This window comes from Streptomyces sp. NPDC101393 (assembly GCF_044767385.1).
GTDB lineage: Bacteria > Actinomycetota > Actinomycetes > Streptomycetales > Streptomycetaceae > Streptomyces.
The window spans coordinates 290,893-305,913 of the sequence record NZ_JBIWNU010000003.1; the positions used below are offsets into that span (position 1 = coordinate 290,893).

The following is a 15,021-nucleotide window of genomic DNA, read 5'->3' on the forward strand; positions in this document are numbered from 1 at the left end:
GTGTCCGCTCGCTCCTCGTTGCCCGTCATAGCCGTGGCCGCGGCCATCGCCGTATTGGCGGGGTGCACCAGCACCAAGTCCGACGGGAAGCAGGGTTCCGGCCTGGAGCTGGTCTCCTCGGGAACGCTCAAGACCTGCACCCACCTCCCTTACGCGCCGTTCCAGGTCAAGAAGAACGGCAAGATCGTCGGATTCGATGTGGACCTGATCGACCTGGTGGCCAAGGAACTCAAGGTCAAGCAGGAGATCGTCAACACGCCCTTCGAAGGCATCGAGACCGGCCAGGACTTCACGATCCGCAAATGCGATCTGGCCGCCGCGGGCATGACGATCACGCCGGCGCGTGACAAGGTCATGGATTTCTCCGACCCCTATTTCAACGCCACCCAGGCACTGTTGACAAAGGGCAAGCCCTTCAAGAAGGTCGAGGACCTCAAGGGCAAGAAGCTCGGCTACCAGAAGGCCACCACCGGCGGAATCTACGCCAGGAAGCACGGCAAGGGCGTCGAACTCGTGGAGTTCGAGGACCTGGGGCTGCTGCTGACCGCCGTGAAATCCGGCCAGGTCGACGCCGGGATCAACGACAACGGTGTGCTCCTCGATTACGTGAAAGAGAACAAGGACACCGAGGTGACCGCCGAATTCAACACCGGCGAGCACTACGGCATCGGCTTCCGCACCGGCAATGACGCCCTGCGCAAGAAGGTCAACGCGGTCATCAAGAAGTCGCGGTCCGACGGGAGTTACGACCGGATCTACAAGAAGTGGTTCGGGACCGCCCCGCAGAGCTGACCTTGCCGCGCCACGACTCGCACCGCACCCAGGCGAGGCGACTCGCGCAACGATCGGAGAAGGCCGGCCCTCATGCCCCTGTCCAAACGACGGCGCGCGCGAATAATCCGCGGCGCACAGTACGGCGTCCTCGTCGTTGCCGTGGTCGTCTTCGCGCTGCTCGCCGACTGGCACCAACTGCGGCTGGCGTTCTTCGACGTCGAGGTCGTCAAGGCGCTGTTCCCGGAGATCATCACCACGGCGCTCGTCAACACCGTCAAGTACACGCTGCTCGGATTCGGATTCGGTCTCGCGCTCGGACTGGTGCTGGCGCTGATGCGTCTCTCCTCCGTACCGCCCTACCGGTGGATAGCCGTCACCTATATCGAGTTCTTCCGCGGCATCCCGTGTCTGCTGGTGTTCATCGCGCTCGGCTTCGGAGTGCCGCTGGCCTTCGAAGTGGCGCTCGACATGAACGTCACGGTGATGCTCTCACTCGGCCTGGTGGGCGCCGCCTATATGGCGGAAACCATCCGGGCAGGAATTCAGGCCGTCCCCAAGGGACAGACGGAGGCGGCCCGTTCACTGGGAATGTCGCACGGCCGGGCCATGATCTCCATCGTCATCCCGCAGGCCTTCCGTATCGTGCTGCCGCCGCTCACGAATGAACTGATCCTGCTCACCAAGGATTCCTCACTCGTCTATCTGCTGGGCCTCTCGCTCTCCCAGTTCGAGCTGTCCAACTTCGGCCGGGACGCGCTCAATGAGCACAAGAGCCTGACCCCCATCCTGATCGCCGGGCTGCTCTATCTCGTGATCACCCTCCCGCTGGGCCAACTGGTCCGGCGGCTCGAGGCCCGTACGGCGAAGGCCAGGTGACCGCATGAAGCAGAACAAGGCAGACGCATCAGACAAGACAGGCAAGCCCGGCAGGGCAGACAACGTGAAGAGGCCGGGCGGGGCGGACGCCGCGGACGGGACGGTGCCGTCCGGGGACGCGAAGGCCATCGATGTGCGGGGCCTGCACAAGTCGTTCGGCGACCTGGAAGTGCTGCGCGGGATCGACTTCTCGGTGGCGCGCGGCGAGGTGGTGTGCGTCATCGGGCCGTCGGGCTCCGGCAAATCGACGCTGCTGCGCTGTGTGAACCTGCTGGAGGAACCCAGCTCGGGACAGGTCACCGTGGCCGGCACCGAGGTCACCGACCCCGATGTGGACATCGACCGGGTACGGCGCCGGATCGGCATGGTCTTCCAGTCCTTCAACCTCTTCCCGCATCTGACCGCGCTGGAGAACCTCACCATCGCCCAACGGCGGGTGCTGCGCCGCGAACGCGCCCAGGCCGTGCAGGTCGCCCGCGCCAACCTCGCGCGGGTGGGGCTGAGCGACAAGGAAGCGGCGTATCCGGCGCAGCTGTCGGGCGGACAGCAGCAGCGGGTGGCCATCGCCCGCGCGCTGTCCATGGACCCGGAGCTGATGCTCTTCGACGAGCCGACCTCGGCGCTGGACCCGGAACTGGTCGGCGATGTGCTGGCGGTGATGCGTTCCCTGGCGCAGGAGGGCATGACGATGCTGGTCGTCACCCACGAGATGAGCTTCGCCCGGGAGGTCGCCGACCGGGTGGTCTTCATGGACGGCGGGGTGATCGTCGAAGAGGGCACCCCGGAGCGGGTGGTCGGCGATCCGCAGCACGAGCGGACCCGGACGTTCCTGGCGCGGGTGCTGGACCCGGCGGCCGCCGAGGTCGGAGAGGTCACGGACAGCGGGGCGGCCGGCAAGCGGATCGACCGGTGAGCGTGCCGGGGTGGTGGGCGCGACCGCCCGCCGCCCCGGCCGTACGCCTCAGGACAGCGGCTTGGTGAGCTTCTTGGTGCCGGTCCGGTTCCCCATCAGGCTGCAGCTGACCGTTTTGATGCCCAGCTTGTAGCCGCTGAGGTTCGGGAACTGGACGTAGGTCCCCTCGGCCGTCCGGGACGGCTGCCGGGCCGCCTTGCTCTCCAGCTCGTTCTTGCACAGCGCCGCGGCCTTCGACTTGATGGCCGAGCTGGTCGTCAGGCCGGAGTCCAGACGGTGGGTGGTGACGACCTCCGCGTCGTGCGGGCCGTTGCAGGAGGCCGACTCGTTGTTGCCGCCACCGCCAGGCGGCAGGTCGTAGCAGTCGCCGACCTTCAGCTGGAAGAAGGGGATCTTGCCGTCGGTGGGCGACGGCATGATGCTCTCCAGGTCGGTGCCGGTCGGCGTCGCGGACGCCGTCGGGTATGCGGCAGAGGGCGTCGCGGAGGCACTCTCGGACGGGGTGGCGGAGGGGCTCGACGTGGACGGCCGCGCGCGGTTCTTGCTGTCGTCGTCGCCGTTGCTCAGCACGACGGCGACGATGACGGCCGCCACCACGACCACTCCACCGCCGATGATCGCCGCGATGGTCTTGCCGTTGCCGCCACCACCGGGCGGAGGCCCGGCCGGCTGCGGCCAGCCGCCGGGGCCACCGGGGCCGTAGCCGCCGCCACCGGGCGGTCCGTAGCCACCGGGGGGCTGGTTTCCGGCCGGCGGGCCGTAGCCGCCCTGCCCCTGGCCACCCTGGCCGTAACCGCCGGCGGGCGGGCCGAAGCCACCGGGACTGTCGTGGGGCGGGGGGTTCGAGGGCGGGGGCGGCGGAGGAAAGCTCATGGCGGAAATCATCGCTTCTTTACGAGGGCTGGGGGGACACGGTGACCAACCTGGAACATCCCCCGGCTGAAATATCCGGTCCACGGGCACGGTTGGCGACAGTCAGCACGCCACACTACGCCCGGAGGTTTCCGTGTTCATCGACCTACCCCTCGACGAACTGCGCAGCTACCGGCCCCCGCTCCCCGAGCCGGCCGGGTTCGACGCCTTCTGGCAGCGCACCCTCAAGGAGGCGCGCGGCCATGACCTCGATGCGCGGTTCACCGAAGTCGAGCCCGGGCTCGCGCTGGTGCGCGCGTACGACGTGGAGTTCTCCGGCTTCGGCGGGCACCGTATCCGTGGCTGGTTCCTGCTCCCGCGGGCGGCCGCCGGACCACTCCCCTGTGTGGTGCAGTACATCGGCTACGGCGGCGGGCGGCTGCTGCCGCACAACTGGCTGCTGTAGCCCACCGCGGGGTACGCCACCCTGGTCATGGACACCCGCGGGCAGAGCGGCCCCGACCGGCCCGGAGACACCGCCGACCCCGTCGGCTCCAGCAATCCGGGCGTACCGGGCAAGATGACCCAGGGCCTGCTGGATCCCGACGACTACTACTACCGGCGCCTCTTCACCGACGCCGCCCGCGCCGTGGAAGCCGCCCGCGGACACGAAGCCGTCGACGCGGACCGGATCGTGGTCGCCGGGGGCAGCCAGGGCGGCGCCATCGCCCTCGCCATGACGGGCCTGCTCCCGGGCCTCGCGGGCGCACTGATCGACGTACCGTTCCTCACCCACATCCGGCGCGCCGTCGACATCACCGACCAGGGCCCGTATGGCGAGCTGGCCCGCTACTTCGCGGGCGAACGGAACCGCATCGACACCGCGCTGCACACCCTGGACCACTTCGACGGCCTGAACTTCGCGGCCCGCGCGAGCGCCCCCGCGCTGTTCGGCACGGCACTGCGCGACCCCATCGTGCCGCCGTCCACGGGCTTCGCCGCGTACCACCACTACCGGGGCGAGAAGGACCTGCGGGTGTGGCGGTTCAACGCCCACGAAGGAGGCGGCGGCGAGCAGCGGACCGCCGAAATACAGTTCCTGCGGGAACTGCTCGGCTGAGAGCGGGCCGCTTGCCGGGGGCGGGCTGCGGGGCTGGCGGGCTCCGGGCGGGCAGGCTCCGGGCAGGCGGGCTCCGGGCGGACGGACTCCGAGCGGGCGGGGTCGGGGCAGGCAGGGGGGCTCCCAGCGGGCGGGGTCGGGGCAGGCAGGGGGGTTCCCAGCGGGCGGCGCCGAACGCGGCCTGCTCACCCCACCCACCCCCGAACCCACCCCCCGCCCCCTCCCCCGAAGGGGGAGAGGGGGGAGGGGGCGGGGGAGCGCCTTTGGCCTGAGCTTCGGCCCCGGCTCGCCCCGAAAACCCCCTCCCCTCACCGCCTCACCCCTCCCCCAGCGCCTCCCCCCTCCCCATGGCCCGCAGCTCTCAGGCCGCCCCCAGCAGGTGGTCCAGGGCCAGTTGGTCCAGGTGCTCGAAGGCCATGCCGCGGGCGGCGGCCGCCTCGACGTCGAAGGATTCGAAGGCGGTGGTGTCGGCGAGCAGTCCGGCGAGGCCGTCGGCGGCGGTGGGGCGCGTCAGCTCGTCGAGGCGGGCGGCTCGAAGCGCCTCCTGGACGGCGGGGTCGGCGCGGAACGCCGCGGCACGTTCCTTGAGGATGAGGTAGTTGCGCATGCAGCCGGCGGCCGAGGCCCAGACGCCGTCGAGGTCCTCGGTGCGCGGTGGTTTGAAGTCGAAGTGCCGGGGGCCTTCGTAGCCGGCGGTCTCCAGCAGGTCCACGAGCCAGAATGCGGAGCGCAGGTCGCCCGCGCCGAAGCGGAGGTCCTGGTCGTATTTGATGCCGGTCTGGCCGTTGAGGTCGATGTGGAAGAGCTTGCCGGACCACAGGGCCTGGGCGATGCCGTGCGGGAAGTTGAGCCCGGCCATCTGTTCGTGGCCGACCTCGGGGTTGACGCCGTAGAGGTCGGGGCGCTCCAGCTGTTCGATGAATGCGAGGGCGTGTCCGACGGTGGGCAGGAGGATGTCGCCGCGGGGTTCGTTGGGCTTGGGTTCGATGGCGAACGTGAGGTCGTAGCCCTGCTCGACGACGTACTGGCCGAGGAGGTCGAAGGCTTCCTTCATCCGGTCGAGGGCGGCGCGTACGTCCTTGGCGCCGCCGGATTCGGCCCCTTCGCGTCCGCCCCAGGCGACGTAGGTGTGGGCGCCGAGTTCGACGGCGAGGTCGATGTTGCGGAGGGTTTTGCGCAGCGCGTAGCGGCGGACGTCGCGGTCGTTGGCGGTGAAGGCGCCGTCCTTGAAGACGGGGTGGGTGAAGAGGTTGGTGGTCGCCATCGGGACGACCATGCCGGTGGCGTCCAGTGCCTGCCGGAAGCGTTTGACGGCGCTTTCGCGTTCGATGTCGCCGGCGCCGAAGGGGATCAGGTCGTCGTCGTGGAAGGTGACGCCGTAGGCGCCGAGTTCGGCGAGCCGCTGGACGGATTCGACGGGGTCCAGGGCGCGGCGGGTGGCGTCTCCGAAGGGGTCGCGGCCCTGCCAGCCGACGGTCCACAGGCCGAAGCTGAACTTGTCCTCGGGCACGGGCTGGTGGCTCATGGTGGCTCCCTCAACTGGTGCGTCGCGGCTTCCCCGATCATTTCGTCAGGGCGCTTTACAAATTCTGCCGCGGCCAAACTAATATGCGGCAGCACACCGGGGAACCCCCTGGGACCGACGAGCCGGCCAAGGGAGAGCACACAATGGGCGCACAGTCAGCGGGACCACTCGTCGTCGGTGTCGACAGTTCGACCCAGTCCACCAAGGCGCTGGTGGTGGACGCCGGGACCGGTGCCGTCATCGCGCGGGGCCAGGCGCCGCACACGGTCAGCGGCGGCGACGGCAAGGAGAGCGATCCGGCGCTGTGGTGGCGGGCGTTGGGCGAGGCGCTGCGGCAGTGCGGCGCGCCTGCCCGGCAGGCCGCCGCGCTGTCGGTGGGCGGGCAGCAGCACGGTCTGGTGACGCTGGACGCGGCCGGCCGGCCGGTGCGTCCCGCGCTGTTGTGGAACGACGTACGGCCCGCGCCGCAGAGCGAGCGGCTGATCGAGGAGCTGGGTGGCGCCAAGGCCTGGGCGGACCGGGTCGGGAGTGTGCCGGGACCGGCCTTCACGCTCGCCAAGTGGGCCTGGCTGCGGGCCAATGAGCCGGCCGCGGCCGCCGCGACGGCCGCGGTGCGGCTGCCGCACGACTACCTCACCGAACGGCTGACCGGCGAGGGCGTCACCGACCGCGGAGACGCGTCGGGCACCGGCTGGTGGGCGTCGTCCACCGAGGCGTACGACGAGGAGATCCTGGCGCATGCCGGACTGGACCCGCAGGCACTGCCGCGGGTCGCGCTTCCGGGCGAGGCGGCGGGGACCGTACGCACCGATGATCTGCCGCTGCCGCGGGGCGCGCTGGTGGCCGCGGGGACCGGCGACAACATGGCGGCCGCTCTCGGCCTGGGCCTGCGCCCCGGTCAGCCGGTGCTGAGTCTGGGCACCTCAGGGACGGTGTACGCGGTGTCCACGCACCGGCCGACCGATCCGACCGGCACCGTCGCCGGATTCGCCGATGCCCGCGGCGACTGGCTGCCGCTCGCCTGCACGCTGAACTGCACGCTCGCGGTCGACCGGATCGCGGCGCTCCTCGGACGGGACCGGGAGGGCGTCGAGGCGGGCGGCAGCGCGGTGCTGCTGCCGTTCCTGGACGGCGAGCGCACCCCGAACCTGCCGGGCGCCTCGGGCCTGCTGCACGGACTGCGGCACGACACCACGCCGGGGCAGCTGCTCCAAGCGGCCTACGACGGTGCGGTGTTCGCCCTGCTGCAGGCCCTGGACCTGGTGCTGGACGCGGATGCCGGATCCGACACGCCGTTGCTGCTGATCGGCGGCGGCGCGAAGGGCCGCGCCTGGCGGGAGACCGTGCGGCGGCTCTCGGGCCGTCCGGTGGTGGTGCCGGAGGCGCAGGAGCTGGTGGCGCTCGGCGCCGCGGCGCAGGCCACCGGGTTGCTGCTGGGCGAGGATCCGGCGGCGGTGGCGCGCCGTTGGGGCACGGCGCGGGGCGCGGAGTACGAGGCGCGGGAGCGGGACGGCGGCGCCTGGGAGCGGTTGTCGGCGACGCTCACCGACGGAGCGGCGCTGCTGCGGCGGTAAGTCCGCGGCGGGGCCCCTGCCCGTCTCCGTGTCCCGTGTTCGCCCCGTGTCCCGTGTTTGACCTGTGCCCCGTGTTTGACCTGTGCCCCTGTGCCCCGATTCCCGACGCCGCCCGTCCGACCCCGCCGAGGAGACCCCCGTGACCGCTGCCCGTGGCGATACCCAGCACGGCATCCGCCGGCGCAATCTGTCGAGGGTGCTGCGGGCGGTGGCCGCTGAGGGCCCGGTTTCCCGGGCGGGGGTCGCGGCGCGGATCGGGCTGACCCGGGCGGGTGTGGCCCCGCTCGTGGACGAGTTGCTGCGGGCCGGTCTGTTGGTGGAGACGGGCCGGGCGGCGCCGAGCGGCCGGGGCCGGCCGGGCAGCGAACTGGCGGTCAGCGACCGCGGTCCGGCCGGGCTGGGCGCGGAGATCGGCGTCGACCATCTCGCCGTGTGCGCGGTCGATCTGCGCGGCCGGGTGCGGGCCCGGGTGGCGGCGGATGCGGCGAACCGGCGCAGCGAGCCCGGCGCGGTGCTCGCCCATCTGTCGGAGCTGCTGGCGGAGGTGACGGCGGGCATCGCCGTGGAGGGACTGTGGCCGGCCGGGCTGGCGGTCGCGGTGCCGGGGCTGGTGGCGCGCGGGTCGGCGACGGTGGTGCACGCCCCCAACCTGGGCTGGCGGGAGGCGGATCTCGGGCCCGGACTGGCCGCGGCGCTCGCGCCGGCTCCGGCCGCCCGCGGCGGCTCCGGATCCCCGGGGGCCGCGGCCCTGCCCCTCATGGTCGAGAACGAGGCCAATCTGGGTGCGCTGGCCGAACTGCGGCTGGGCGGGGCCGCCGACGGGTCCCCGCCACAGGACTTCGTCCATGTCTCGGCCGAGATCGGCATCGGCGCCGCCATCGTTGTGGACGGCCAACTACTGCGTGGGGCGCGGGGTTTCGCGGGCGAACTGGGGCATGTTCCGGTGTATCCGGGCGGTCGTCCGTGCGGCTGCGGCGGCCGGGGCTGCCTGGAGCAGTACGCGGGCGAGGAGGCGGTGCTGCGGGCGGGCGGCCTCACGGAGCGGGCCGCGGCCGGGAGTTCTGGACCCGGCGGCCGGATCGCCCTGCTCGCGCACCGGGCCGCCGACGGCGACGCCGGGGTGATCCGGGCGCTGCACGAGGCGGGCACCGCCCTGGGGATCGCGCTCGCGGGGACGGTGAATCTGCTGGACCCGCAGGCGGTGGTGCTGGGCGGGGCGCTGGCGCGGCTGGCTCCCTGGGTGCTGCCGTCCCTGGAGCGGGAGTTGGCGTTGCGTACGGCTGTCGCCGCGGATGCCGCGCGGCCGGGCCGGCTGTCGGTCGTGGTGTCGGGGCCGGCCGCTGACGGGCCGTTGCTCGGGGCGGCGCACGCGGCGCTGGGGGCGGTCCTGGACGATCCGGTCCGGTCCGGCGCCACGACATTGTCTCCCCCGGTAGATATCCGTTAAACCTTTCCATGGAAAGAGATTTCCATGCCACCCCATCGAGCGATTGTGCTGATAAAAACAGCACCACTATCTTCGATTCTGCGGGCTGCCGGTGAACCCCAACGGCGAATCACCGCCACAGGGGCTTCATTTCGGTGGTGCCGCACCTTTCGATGAGATAGGCGGAGCCTGTGACAATTGCTGACGAGACGTTATCCGCGCCTGCGGAGGAGAGCGCCGCACAATCCAGCCTGAACACCGCGGCGGCGCGGAATCTGGCGACCACCACCAAGACCGCGCCGCAGATGCAGGGCATCACCTCGCGCTGGCTGCTGCGGCTGCTTCCGTGGGTGCAGGTCTCCGGTGGCACCTACCGCGTCAACCGCCGGCTGGCATACACCGTCGGCGACGGGCGCATCGACTTCGACTTCTCGGGCAGCGAGGTCGCGGTCATCCCCGACGAGCTGCGGGAGCTGCCCGCGCTGCGGGACTTCACCGACACCGAGGTGCTCGCGGCGCTCGGTGACCGCTTCACCCGGCACGACTACGCTCCCGGTGAGCTGATCGCCGAGGCCGGCACACCCGGGGACCGGCTGGTGCTGATCGCGCACGGCCGGGTCGACCGGATCGGCACCGGCAAATACGGCGACGCGACCGTGCTCGCGGCGCTGGCCGGCGGCGACCATCTCGGTGACGAGCCGCTCACCACCCCCGATGCGACCTGGCCGTTCAGCTATCGCGCGGTGACGAGGGTGACCGTGCTGGCGCTGCCGCGCCGGGCCGCCCAGGAAATCGCCGACCGCTCGCCCGAGCTGCGGTCGCATCTTGAGACGGCGGGCCGGGGATCGGACAACCCGGTCAACGCGAGCGGCGAATCGGAGGTGTCGGTCGCCTCCGGACATCACGGGGAGCCGACGATTCCGGCGACCTTCGTCGATTACGATCTGGCGCCCCGCGAGTACGAACTCAGCGTCGCGCAAACCGTGCTGCGCACCCACACCAGGGTCGGCGATCTTTACAACGACCCGATGAACCAGGTCGAGGAACAGCTCAAGCTGACCGTTCAGGCGCTGCGCGAGCGCCAGGAACACGAGATGGTCAACAACCGCGAATTCGGGCTGCTGCACAACGCCGACCTCAAGCAGCGCATCCACACCCGCTCCGGGCCGCCCACCCCCGATGACCTCGATGAACTGCTCGCGACGGTGTGGAAGGACCCGGGCTTCCTGCTGGCGCACCCGAAGGCGATCGCCGCGATCGGCCGGGAGTGCAGTGCCCGCGGGCTCTATCCGGCGGCGGTGGATTTCATGGGGCATTCGCTGCCGTCCTGGCGTGGGGTGCCGATCTTCCCCTGCAACAAAATCCCGGTGACGAAGGAAGGCACAAGTTCCATTCTGCTACTGCGCACCGGCGAGGAGAAACAAGGGGTGGTCGGACTCCACCGCAGCGGAATTCCCGATGAATACGAGCCGAGCCTTTCGGTGCGTTTCATGGGGGTCGACGAAAAGGCGGTCGTCAAGTATTTGGTGAGCGCCTACTACTCCGCGGCCGTTCTCGTGCCCGACGCCCTGGGCGTGCTCGAGGACGTCGACATCGGCCACTGAACGACGTGCGGACGGCGTTCGCGCGCGGACGGCCGCGCGTCACCGCGCCGTCGGCCGCACTCCTCCGTACTCAGCTCCGACCACACCGAACCAGAACAGGTGAACTCTCTCCATGACCACATCGGTGGACCCGACGTCCGGCCCGCAGGCGGACGGAACCGAGCAGAACCGTTCCAGCCTGGACACCTCGGCGGCGCGCCAGCTGGCGACCACGACCAAGACCCCGCCGCAGATGCAGGGCATCTCCTCCCGCTGGCTGCTGCGCATCCTGCCCTGGACGCAGGTCTCCGGCGGCACGTACCGCGTCAACCGCCGGCTGACGCACACCCTCGGCGACGGCCGGGTGGAGTTCGCCTCGGAGGGCGCCGAAGTACGCGTGATCCCGTCCGAGTTGCGGGAGATGGCGCCACTGCGGAGCTTTGACGACGGCCCGACACTGGAGGGGCTGGCCGACCGGTTCGTCCAGCAGGATTTCGCACCCGGCGACGTCCTCGCGGAGAAGGGCCGGCCGACGGACCGGGTCATCTTGATCGCGCACGGCAAGCTGGACCGGATCGGCACCGGCAAGTACGGCGACGAGACGGTCCTGGGGGTGCTCGCCGACGGTGACGCCCTCGGCGAGGCGGCGCTGCTGGTGCCGGACGCGGAGTGGGAGCACACCGTACGCGCGGTGACCCGCGGAACGGTGCTGTCGCTGTCACGCGAGGCCTACGAGGAGGTGCTGGGCCGGTCCCCCGAGCTGCGTGAGCATGTCGAGAATTTCCGCACGGCGCTGGTGCCCGCGCAGAACAAGCACGGCGAGGCGGCCATCGATCTGGCCGCGGGCCATGTCGGCGAGCCGGCGCTGCCGGGGACCTTCGTCGACTACGAACGGGCGCCGCGGGAATACGGACTCAGCGTGGCGCAGACCGTGCTGAAGATTCACTCGCGGGTCGCCGACCTCTACAACGACCCGATGAACCAGCTGGACCAGCAGCTGCGGCTGACCGTGGAGGCGCTGCGGGAGCGCCAGGAACACGAGATGATCAACAACCGTGAGTTCGGGCTGCTGCACAACGCCGACCTCAAGCAGCGCATCCACACCCGCAGCGGCCCGCCCACCCCCGACGATCTCGACGAGCTGATCTCCCGGCGCCGCAAGACGCAGTTCCTGCTGGCGCATCCGCGCACCATCGCGGCGATCGGGCGGGAGTGGAACGCCCGGGGGATCTACCCTCCGCACGCCGAGTTCGAGGGTGCGCCGGTGCGTGCGTGGCGCGGGATTCCGCTGCTGCCGTGCAACAAGATCCCGGTCAACCCGGACCAGACCAGTTCGATCCTGGCGCTGCGGGTCGGCGAGGAGAATCAGGGCGTGATCGGACTGCACCAGACCGGTATTCCGGATGAATACCGTCCGGGGCTCTCCGTGCGGTTCATGGGCATCAACGAGCAGGCCGTCATCAACTACCTGGTCAGTGCCTACTATTCGGCGGCGGTGCTGGTGCCGGATGCGCTGGGTGTTCTGGAGGACGTAGAGATCGGTCACTGACCTTCGGCGGTCTTGCCCCGGTGCCGCGTCCCGCCCGCCGCAGGGCGCGGGGCGCGGCACCCGGGTGACGGCCAATCAGTTAACTCCCACTTCTGACCTGCACCGTTCCGCCTTTGGTCAAGCCATTGGCAGATCGGCCATGCCCTTGGCAGGGCGCGCCCTGTTGCGCATGATGAACGCACCGGATGTGCGTGACATGTACGCGACCAACCCTCGGTCCCTGTCAGGAGTACACATGGAGCAAAACCTCCCTCACCCGGCACGCAGACAGCTGCTCACCGGCGCCGCCGCACTCGCCGCCTCCGCCGCACTCACCCCCCTCATGACGGCCACCGCCCGCGCGGCCTCGCCCGCCACCGCCCGGCGGCGCGGGACGGCGTATCCCCCCGTCCACTGGATCCCGGCCGACGAGGCCAACTTCACCGCGGCCGACCGCCCGAGCGAGTACCCCGTCGAGGTCGTGGTGATCCATGTGACCCAGGAGACCTACGCGGACACCATCGACCTCTTCCAGGACCCGGCCCACCAGGCCGCCGCGCACTACGTCGTACGGTCCGCCGACGGCTATGTGGCCCAGTGCGTACGCGAGAAGGACGTCGCCTGGCACGCGGGGAACTGGGACTACAACACCCGCAGCATCGGCATCGAGCACGAGGGCTGGATCGACGACCCGTCGTGGTTCACGGACACCCTCTACGAGCAGTCCGCGCTGCTGACCGCCGCCGTCTGCGACCGCTACGGCATCCCCAAGGACCGCGAGCACATCATCGGCCATGTCGAGGTCCCCGGCGCCGACCACACCGATCCCGGGCAGCTGTGGGACTGGGCGCACTACATGCAGCTGGTCACCGACGCCTCCTGACGGACCACCAGCTGACGGGGACACATGCCGCGGGCTTAGGCTTTACGGGTGAGTGGCGAGATATCAGACATCAGTGTCGCTGCGGCGAAGGCCCGGGCGGGCCGGCTCCTCCTGGCCTTCCGGCACGGCAATCAGCAGGCGTTCGACGAGGCCCTCCCCGAGGAGATGACCGCGGAGGAGAGCCGGGATCTCGTCTCGGCTCTCACCTGGGTCGCCAACGAGGCGGTGGGCAAGGCTTACCGCAGCGACGCCGCCGACCGGGTCCTGCGCCATCTCGCCCGTAAGGCACCGGACGAAGCCGGCTGGGTGGAGACCGACGAGGCGGCGGCGCCCGCCGTGACGACGCTGCTCGAAGGTCTGCGGGACGGCGACGTCGAAGGGGTGCGGGCGCTGGTCCGCACCACCCCCGACACCACCTTCGTCCTCGGCCGGCTGCTGAGGGCGGTGGCCATGCTGCTGCCGTCGGTCCCGGAGGAGGAGCTGCGGGAGGTGCTCACCGAGCTGCGCGCGGAGGGGCCTGAGGACCCGGCAGCCCCTCCCGGCTGAGGCCGCCCGCGCCCCGCTCCGGGGAGCGGCCCCTCGCCCGGAGCCCACGCCCGCCAAGGACACACGCCGACGACCGACACGACGGCCGTCCCTCAGGTGTACGGATTCCCGACATCTGCGGGTAAGAGTGAATGTGGTGGCACCTGGAACGGTTGACGTGACGTCAGGGGGGCTCTGTGAAGCAGCGATTCGGTCGTGTGCGCGCGGTACTGACGGTGTGGGCGGCGTGTGGTGCGCTGATCGGTGCCGCAGTGGCCGGCGGGGCGTCGGCCAGTGCGGCGCCCGATACGGTCCGCCGTACGGAGGCCGTACCGGTGGCGCCGGGTGTGGAGTACGGCGAACTCCGGGTGGCGGTGCCGCGCGGGACCGTGCACGGGCATCTGCTGACGGTCGATCTGACCGATCCGCGGGTCTCGGTGGACCTGTTGTACCCGGACGCAGTGGGCGCGCGGGCGCCGGTGTCCCAACTGGCCGCCGTACGGGGCGCGGTGGGGGCCGTCAACGGCGACTTCTTCAACATCACCGAGACCCAGCACCCGGGAGTCGAGGCGACCGGCGCCCCGGCCGGCCCGGCGGTCGCCTCCGGGCGGCAGCTGAAGGGCGCGGTGCCCGACGGGCAGCGGTTCGGCCCGGCGATGCCGCCCGGCGCGAGCACCGAGGACGTCATCGGGGTCGGCTACGACCGCCGTGCGCGGCTGGACCGGCTCACCCTGCGCGGCGCGGCGCTCACCGCACAGGGGCCGCTGTCCCTGCGCGGACTCAACCAGTACGCGCTGCCGGTGAACGGCATCGGCGCGTACACCGCGCGGTGGGGCCCGGCCTCCCGGGTGCGCGCCACCTGCGGGACGGACACCGACCGGGCGGCGCCGTGCAGCGCGGAGACCGCCGAGGTGACGGTGCGGCACGGCAGGGTGACGGCGATGTCCGAGCAGCCCGGCGCCAACGGAGTGCCTGCGGGCAGCGTGGTGCTGGTGGGGCGGGAGGAGGGGGCGCGGCAGCTGCGCCGGCTGGATCTGGGCGAGCCGGTGAGCATCGGCCACCGGCTCGTCGGCCAGGGCCGGGTCCCGCTGCGGTTCGCGGTCGGCGGCTTCCCGATCGTGCGGGACGATCAGCCGGTGGACGGCCTGGACCCGGTCGCCGCAGCGGTTCGTACGTCCGCCGGAATCGGGGACGGCGGGCGGGTGCTGTATCTGATGGCGCTGGACGGGACCGCCGGGGAGCCGGGCCTGACGGTGCGTGAGCTGGCGGATCTGATGAGCCGGCTCGGCGCCCGGGACGCCGTCGATCTCGACGGCGGCGGCTCCTCCACCCTCGTCACCCGCGCTCCGTACGGCCAGGACGTCATCGTGCGCAACCATCCGTCGGGCGGTGCGGAGCGTCCGGTGCCCAACGCCCTCGGGGTCTTCTCCTTCGGCTGAGCG

The 15,021-nt window shown here is 71.1% G+C and carries 12 protein-coding genes and 1 pseudogene; 11 read left to right on the plus strand and 2 right to left on the minus strand.

The genetic code is table 11. The features are described from left to right. The 3 genes from ACIRQ7_RS11150 to ACIRQ7_RS11160 all read left to right on the plus strand — a co-directional run bounded on the left by ACIRQ7_RS11150 (position 1) and on the right by ACIRQ7_RS11160 (position 2,563). Complete coding sequence (locus ACIRQ7_RS11150; protein ID WP_404261705.1) at positions 1–792, plus strand: ABC transporter substrate-binding protein; 792 nt, start codon at positions 1–3, stop codon at positions 790–792. A 72-nt stretch (positions 793–864) separates the two neighbouring features. After that, complete coding sequence (locus tag ACIRQ7_RS11155; protein WP_403669890.1) at positions 865–1,650, plus strand: amino acid ABC transporter permease; 786 nt, start codon at positions 865–867, stop codon at positions 1,648–1,650. Positions 1,651–1,654: 4 nt separating this feature from the next. Continuing rightward, positions 1,655–2,563, plus strand: coding sequence for an amino acid ABC transporter ATP-binding protein (locus ACIRQ7_RS11160; RefSeq protein ID WP_404261707.1), 909 nt, complete (start codon positions 1,655–1,657; stop codon positions 2,561–2,563). A gap of 48 nt (positions 2,564–2,611) precedes the next feature. On the opposite strand, the gene ACIRQ7_RS11165 is transcribed toward ACIRQ7_RS11160, so the two are convergent. After that, on the minus strand, positions 2,612–3,436 hold the full coding sequence (locus ACIRQ7_RS11165) for a hypothetical protein (RefSeq protein WP_404261709.1): 825 nt from the start codon (positions 3,434–3,436) through the stop codon (positions 2,612–2,614). A gap of 133 nt (positions 3,437–3,569) precedes the next feature. Between ACIRQ7_RS11165 and ACIRQ7_RS11170 the strand changes: the two are divergent. Then, positions 3,570–4,535, plus strand: a pseudogene (locus tag ACIRQ7_RS11170) (acetylxylan esterase). Positions 4,536–4,896: 361 nt separating this feature from the next. Here the strand turns inward: ACIRQ7_RS11170 and xylA are convergent. Beyond that, complete coding sequence (gene xylA, locus ACIRQ7_RS11175; RefSeq protein ID WP_404261710.1) at positions 4,897–6,060, minus strand: xylose isomerase; 1,164 nt, start codon at positions 6,058–6,060, stop codon at positions 4,897–4,899. Between the two features lie 143 nt (positions 6,061–6,203). Here xylA and xylB point away from each other — a divergent pair, with 143 nt between their 5' ends. The 7 genes from xylB (at position 6,204) to ACIRQ7_RS11210 (ending at position 15,018) form a co-directional block, all read left to right on the plus strand. Further along, complete coding sequence (xylB, locus tag ACIRQ7_RS11180; protein ID WP_404261711.1) at positions 6,204–7,634, plus strand: xylulokinase; 1,431 nt, start codon at positions 6,204–6,206, stop codon at positions 7,632–7,634. A 139-nt stretch (positions 7,635–7,773) separates the two neighbouring features. Further along, on the plus strand, positions 7,774–9,081 hold the full coding sequence (locus ACIRQ7_RS11185) for an ROK family protein (RefSeq protein ID WP_404261713.1): 1,308 nt from the start codon (positions 7,774–7,776) through the stop codon (positions 9,079–9,081). Between the two features lie 170 nt (positions 9,082–9,251). Continuing rightward, positions 9,252–10,664, plus strand: a complete 1,413-nt coding sequence (locus ACIRQ7_RS11190) for a family 2B encapsulin nanocompartment shell protein (RefSeq protein ID WP_404261714.1) — start codon at positions 9,252–9,254, stop codon at positions 10,662–10,664. 112 nt (positions 10,665–10,776) lie between these two features. Then, entirely contained in the window at positions 10,777–12,192 is a 1,416-nt protein-coding gene (locus ACIRQ7_RS11195; protein ID WP_404261716.1) for a family 2B encapsulin nanocompartment shell protein, read from the plus strand. Between the two features lie 235 nt (positions 12,193–12,427). Next, the gene (locus tag ACIRQ7_RS11200; protein WP_404261717.1) at positions 12,428–13,054 is read left to right on the plus strand and encodes an N-acetylmuramoyl-L-alanine amidase; all 627 of its coding nucleotides are present in this window, start codon (positions 12,428–12,430) and stop codon (positions 13,052–13,054) included. A gap of 48 nt (positions 13,055–13,102) precedes the next feature. Continuing rightward, positions 13,103–13,600 carry a hypothetical protein gene (locus ACIRQ7_RS11205; protein WP_404261719.1) on the plus strand — a complete coding sequence of 166 codons (498 nt, stop codon included), beginning with the start codon at positions 13,103–13,105 and terminating at the stop codon, positions 13,598–13,600. Between the two features lie 176 nt (positions 13,601–13,776). Next, positions 13,777–15,018, plus strand: coding sequence for a phosphodiester glycosidase family protein (locus ACIRQ7_RS11210; RefSeq protein WP_404261721.1), 1,242 nt, complete (start codon positions 13,777–13,779; stop codon positions 15,016–15,018). The last annotated feature ends 3 nt before the right edge of the window (positions 15,019–15,021 follow it).

Coding starts and splice junctions, on each gene's coding strand:
- ACIRQ7_RS11155 (WP_403669890.1), top strand. CDS start 865: ATGCCCCTGTCCAAACGACGGCGCGCGCGAATAATCCGCGGCGCACAG.
- ACIRQ7_RS11160 (WP_404261707.1), top strand. CDS start 1,655: ATGAAGCAGAACAAGGCAGACGCATCAGACAAGACAGGCAAGCCCGGC.
- ACIRQ7_RS11165 (WP_404261709.1), bottom strand. CDS start 3,436: ATGAGCTTTCCTCCGCCGCCCCCGCCCTCGAACCCCCCGCCCCACGAC.
- xylA (WP_404261710.1), bottom strand. CDS start 6,060: ATGAGCCACCAGCCCGTGCCCGAGGACAAGTTCAGCTTCGGCCTGTGG.
- xylB (WP_404261711.1), top strand. CDS start 6,204: ATGGGCGCACAGTCAGCGGGACCACTCGTCGTCGGTGTCGACAGTTCG.
- ACIRQ7_RS11195 (WP_404261716.1), top strand. CDS start 10,777: ATGACCACATCGGTGGACCCGACGTCCGGCCCGCAGGCGGACGGAACC.
- ACIRQ7_RS11200 (WP_404261717.1), top strand. CDS start 12,428: ATGGAGCAAAACCTCCCTCACCCGGCACGCAGACAGCTGCTCACCGGC.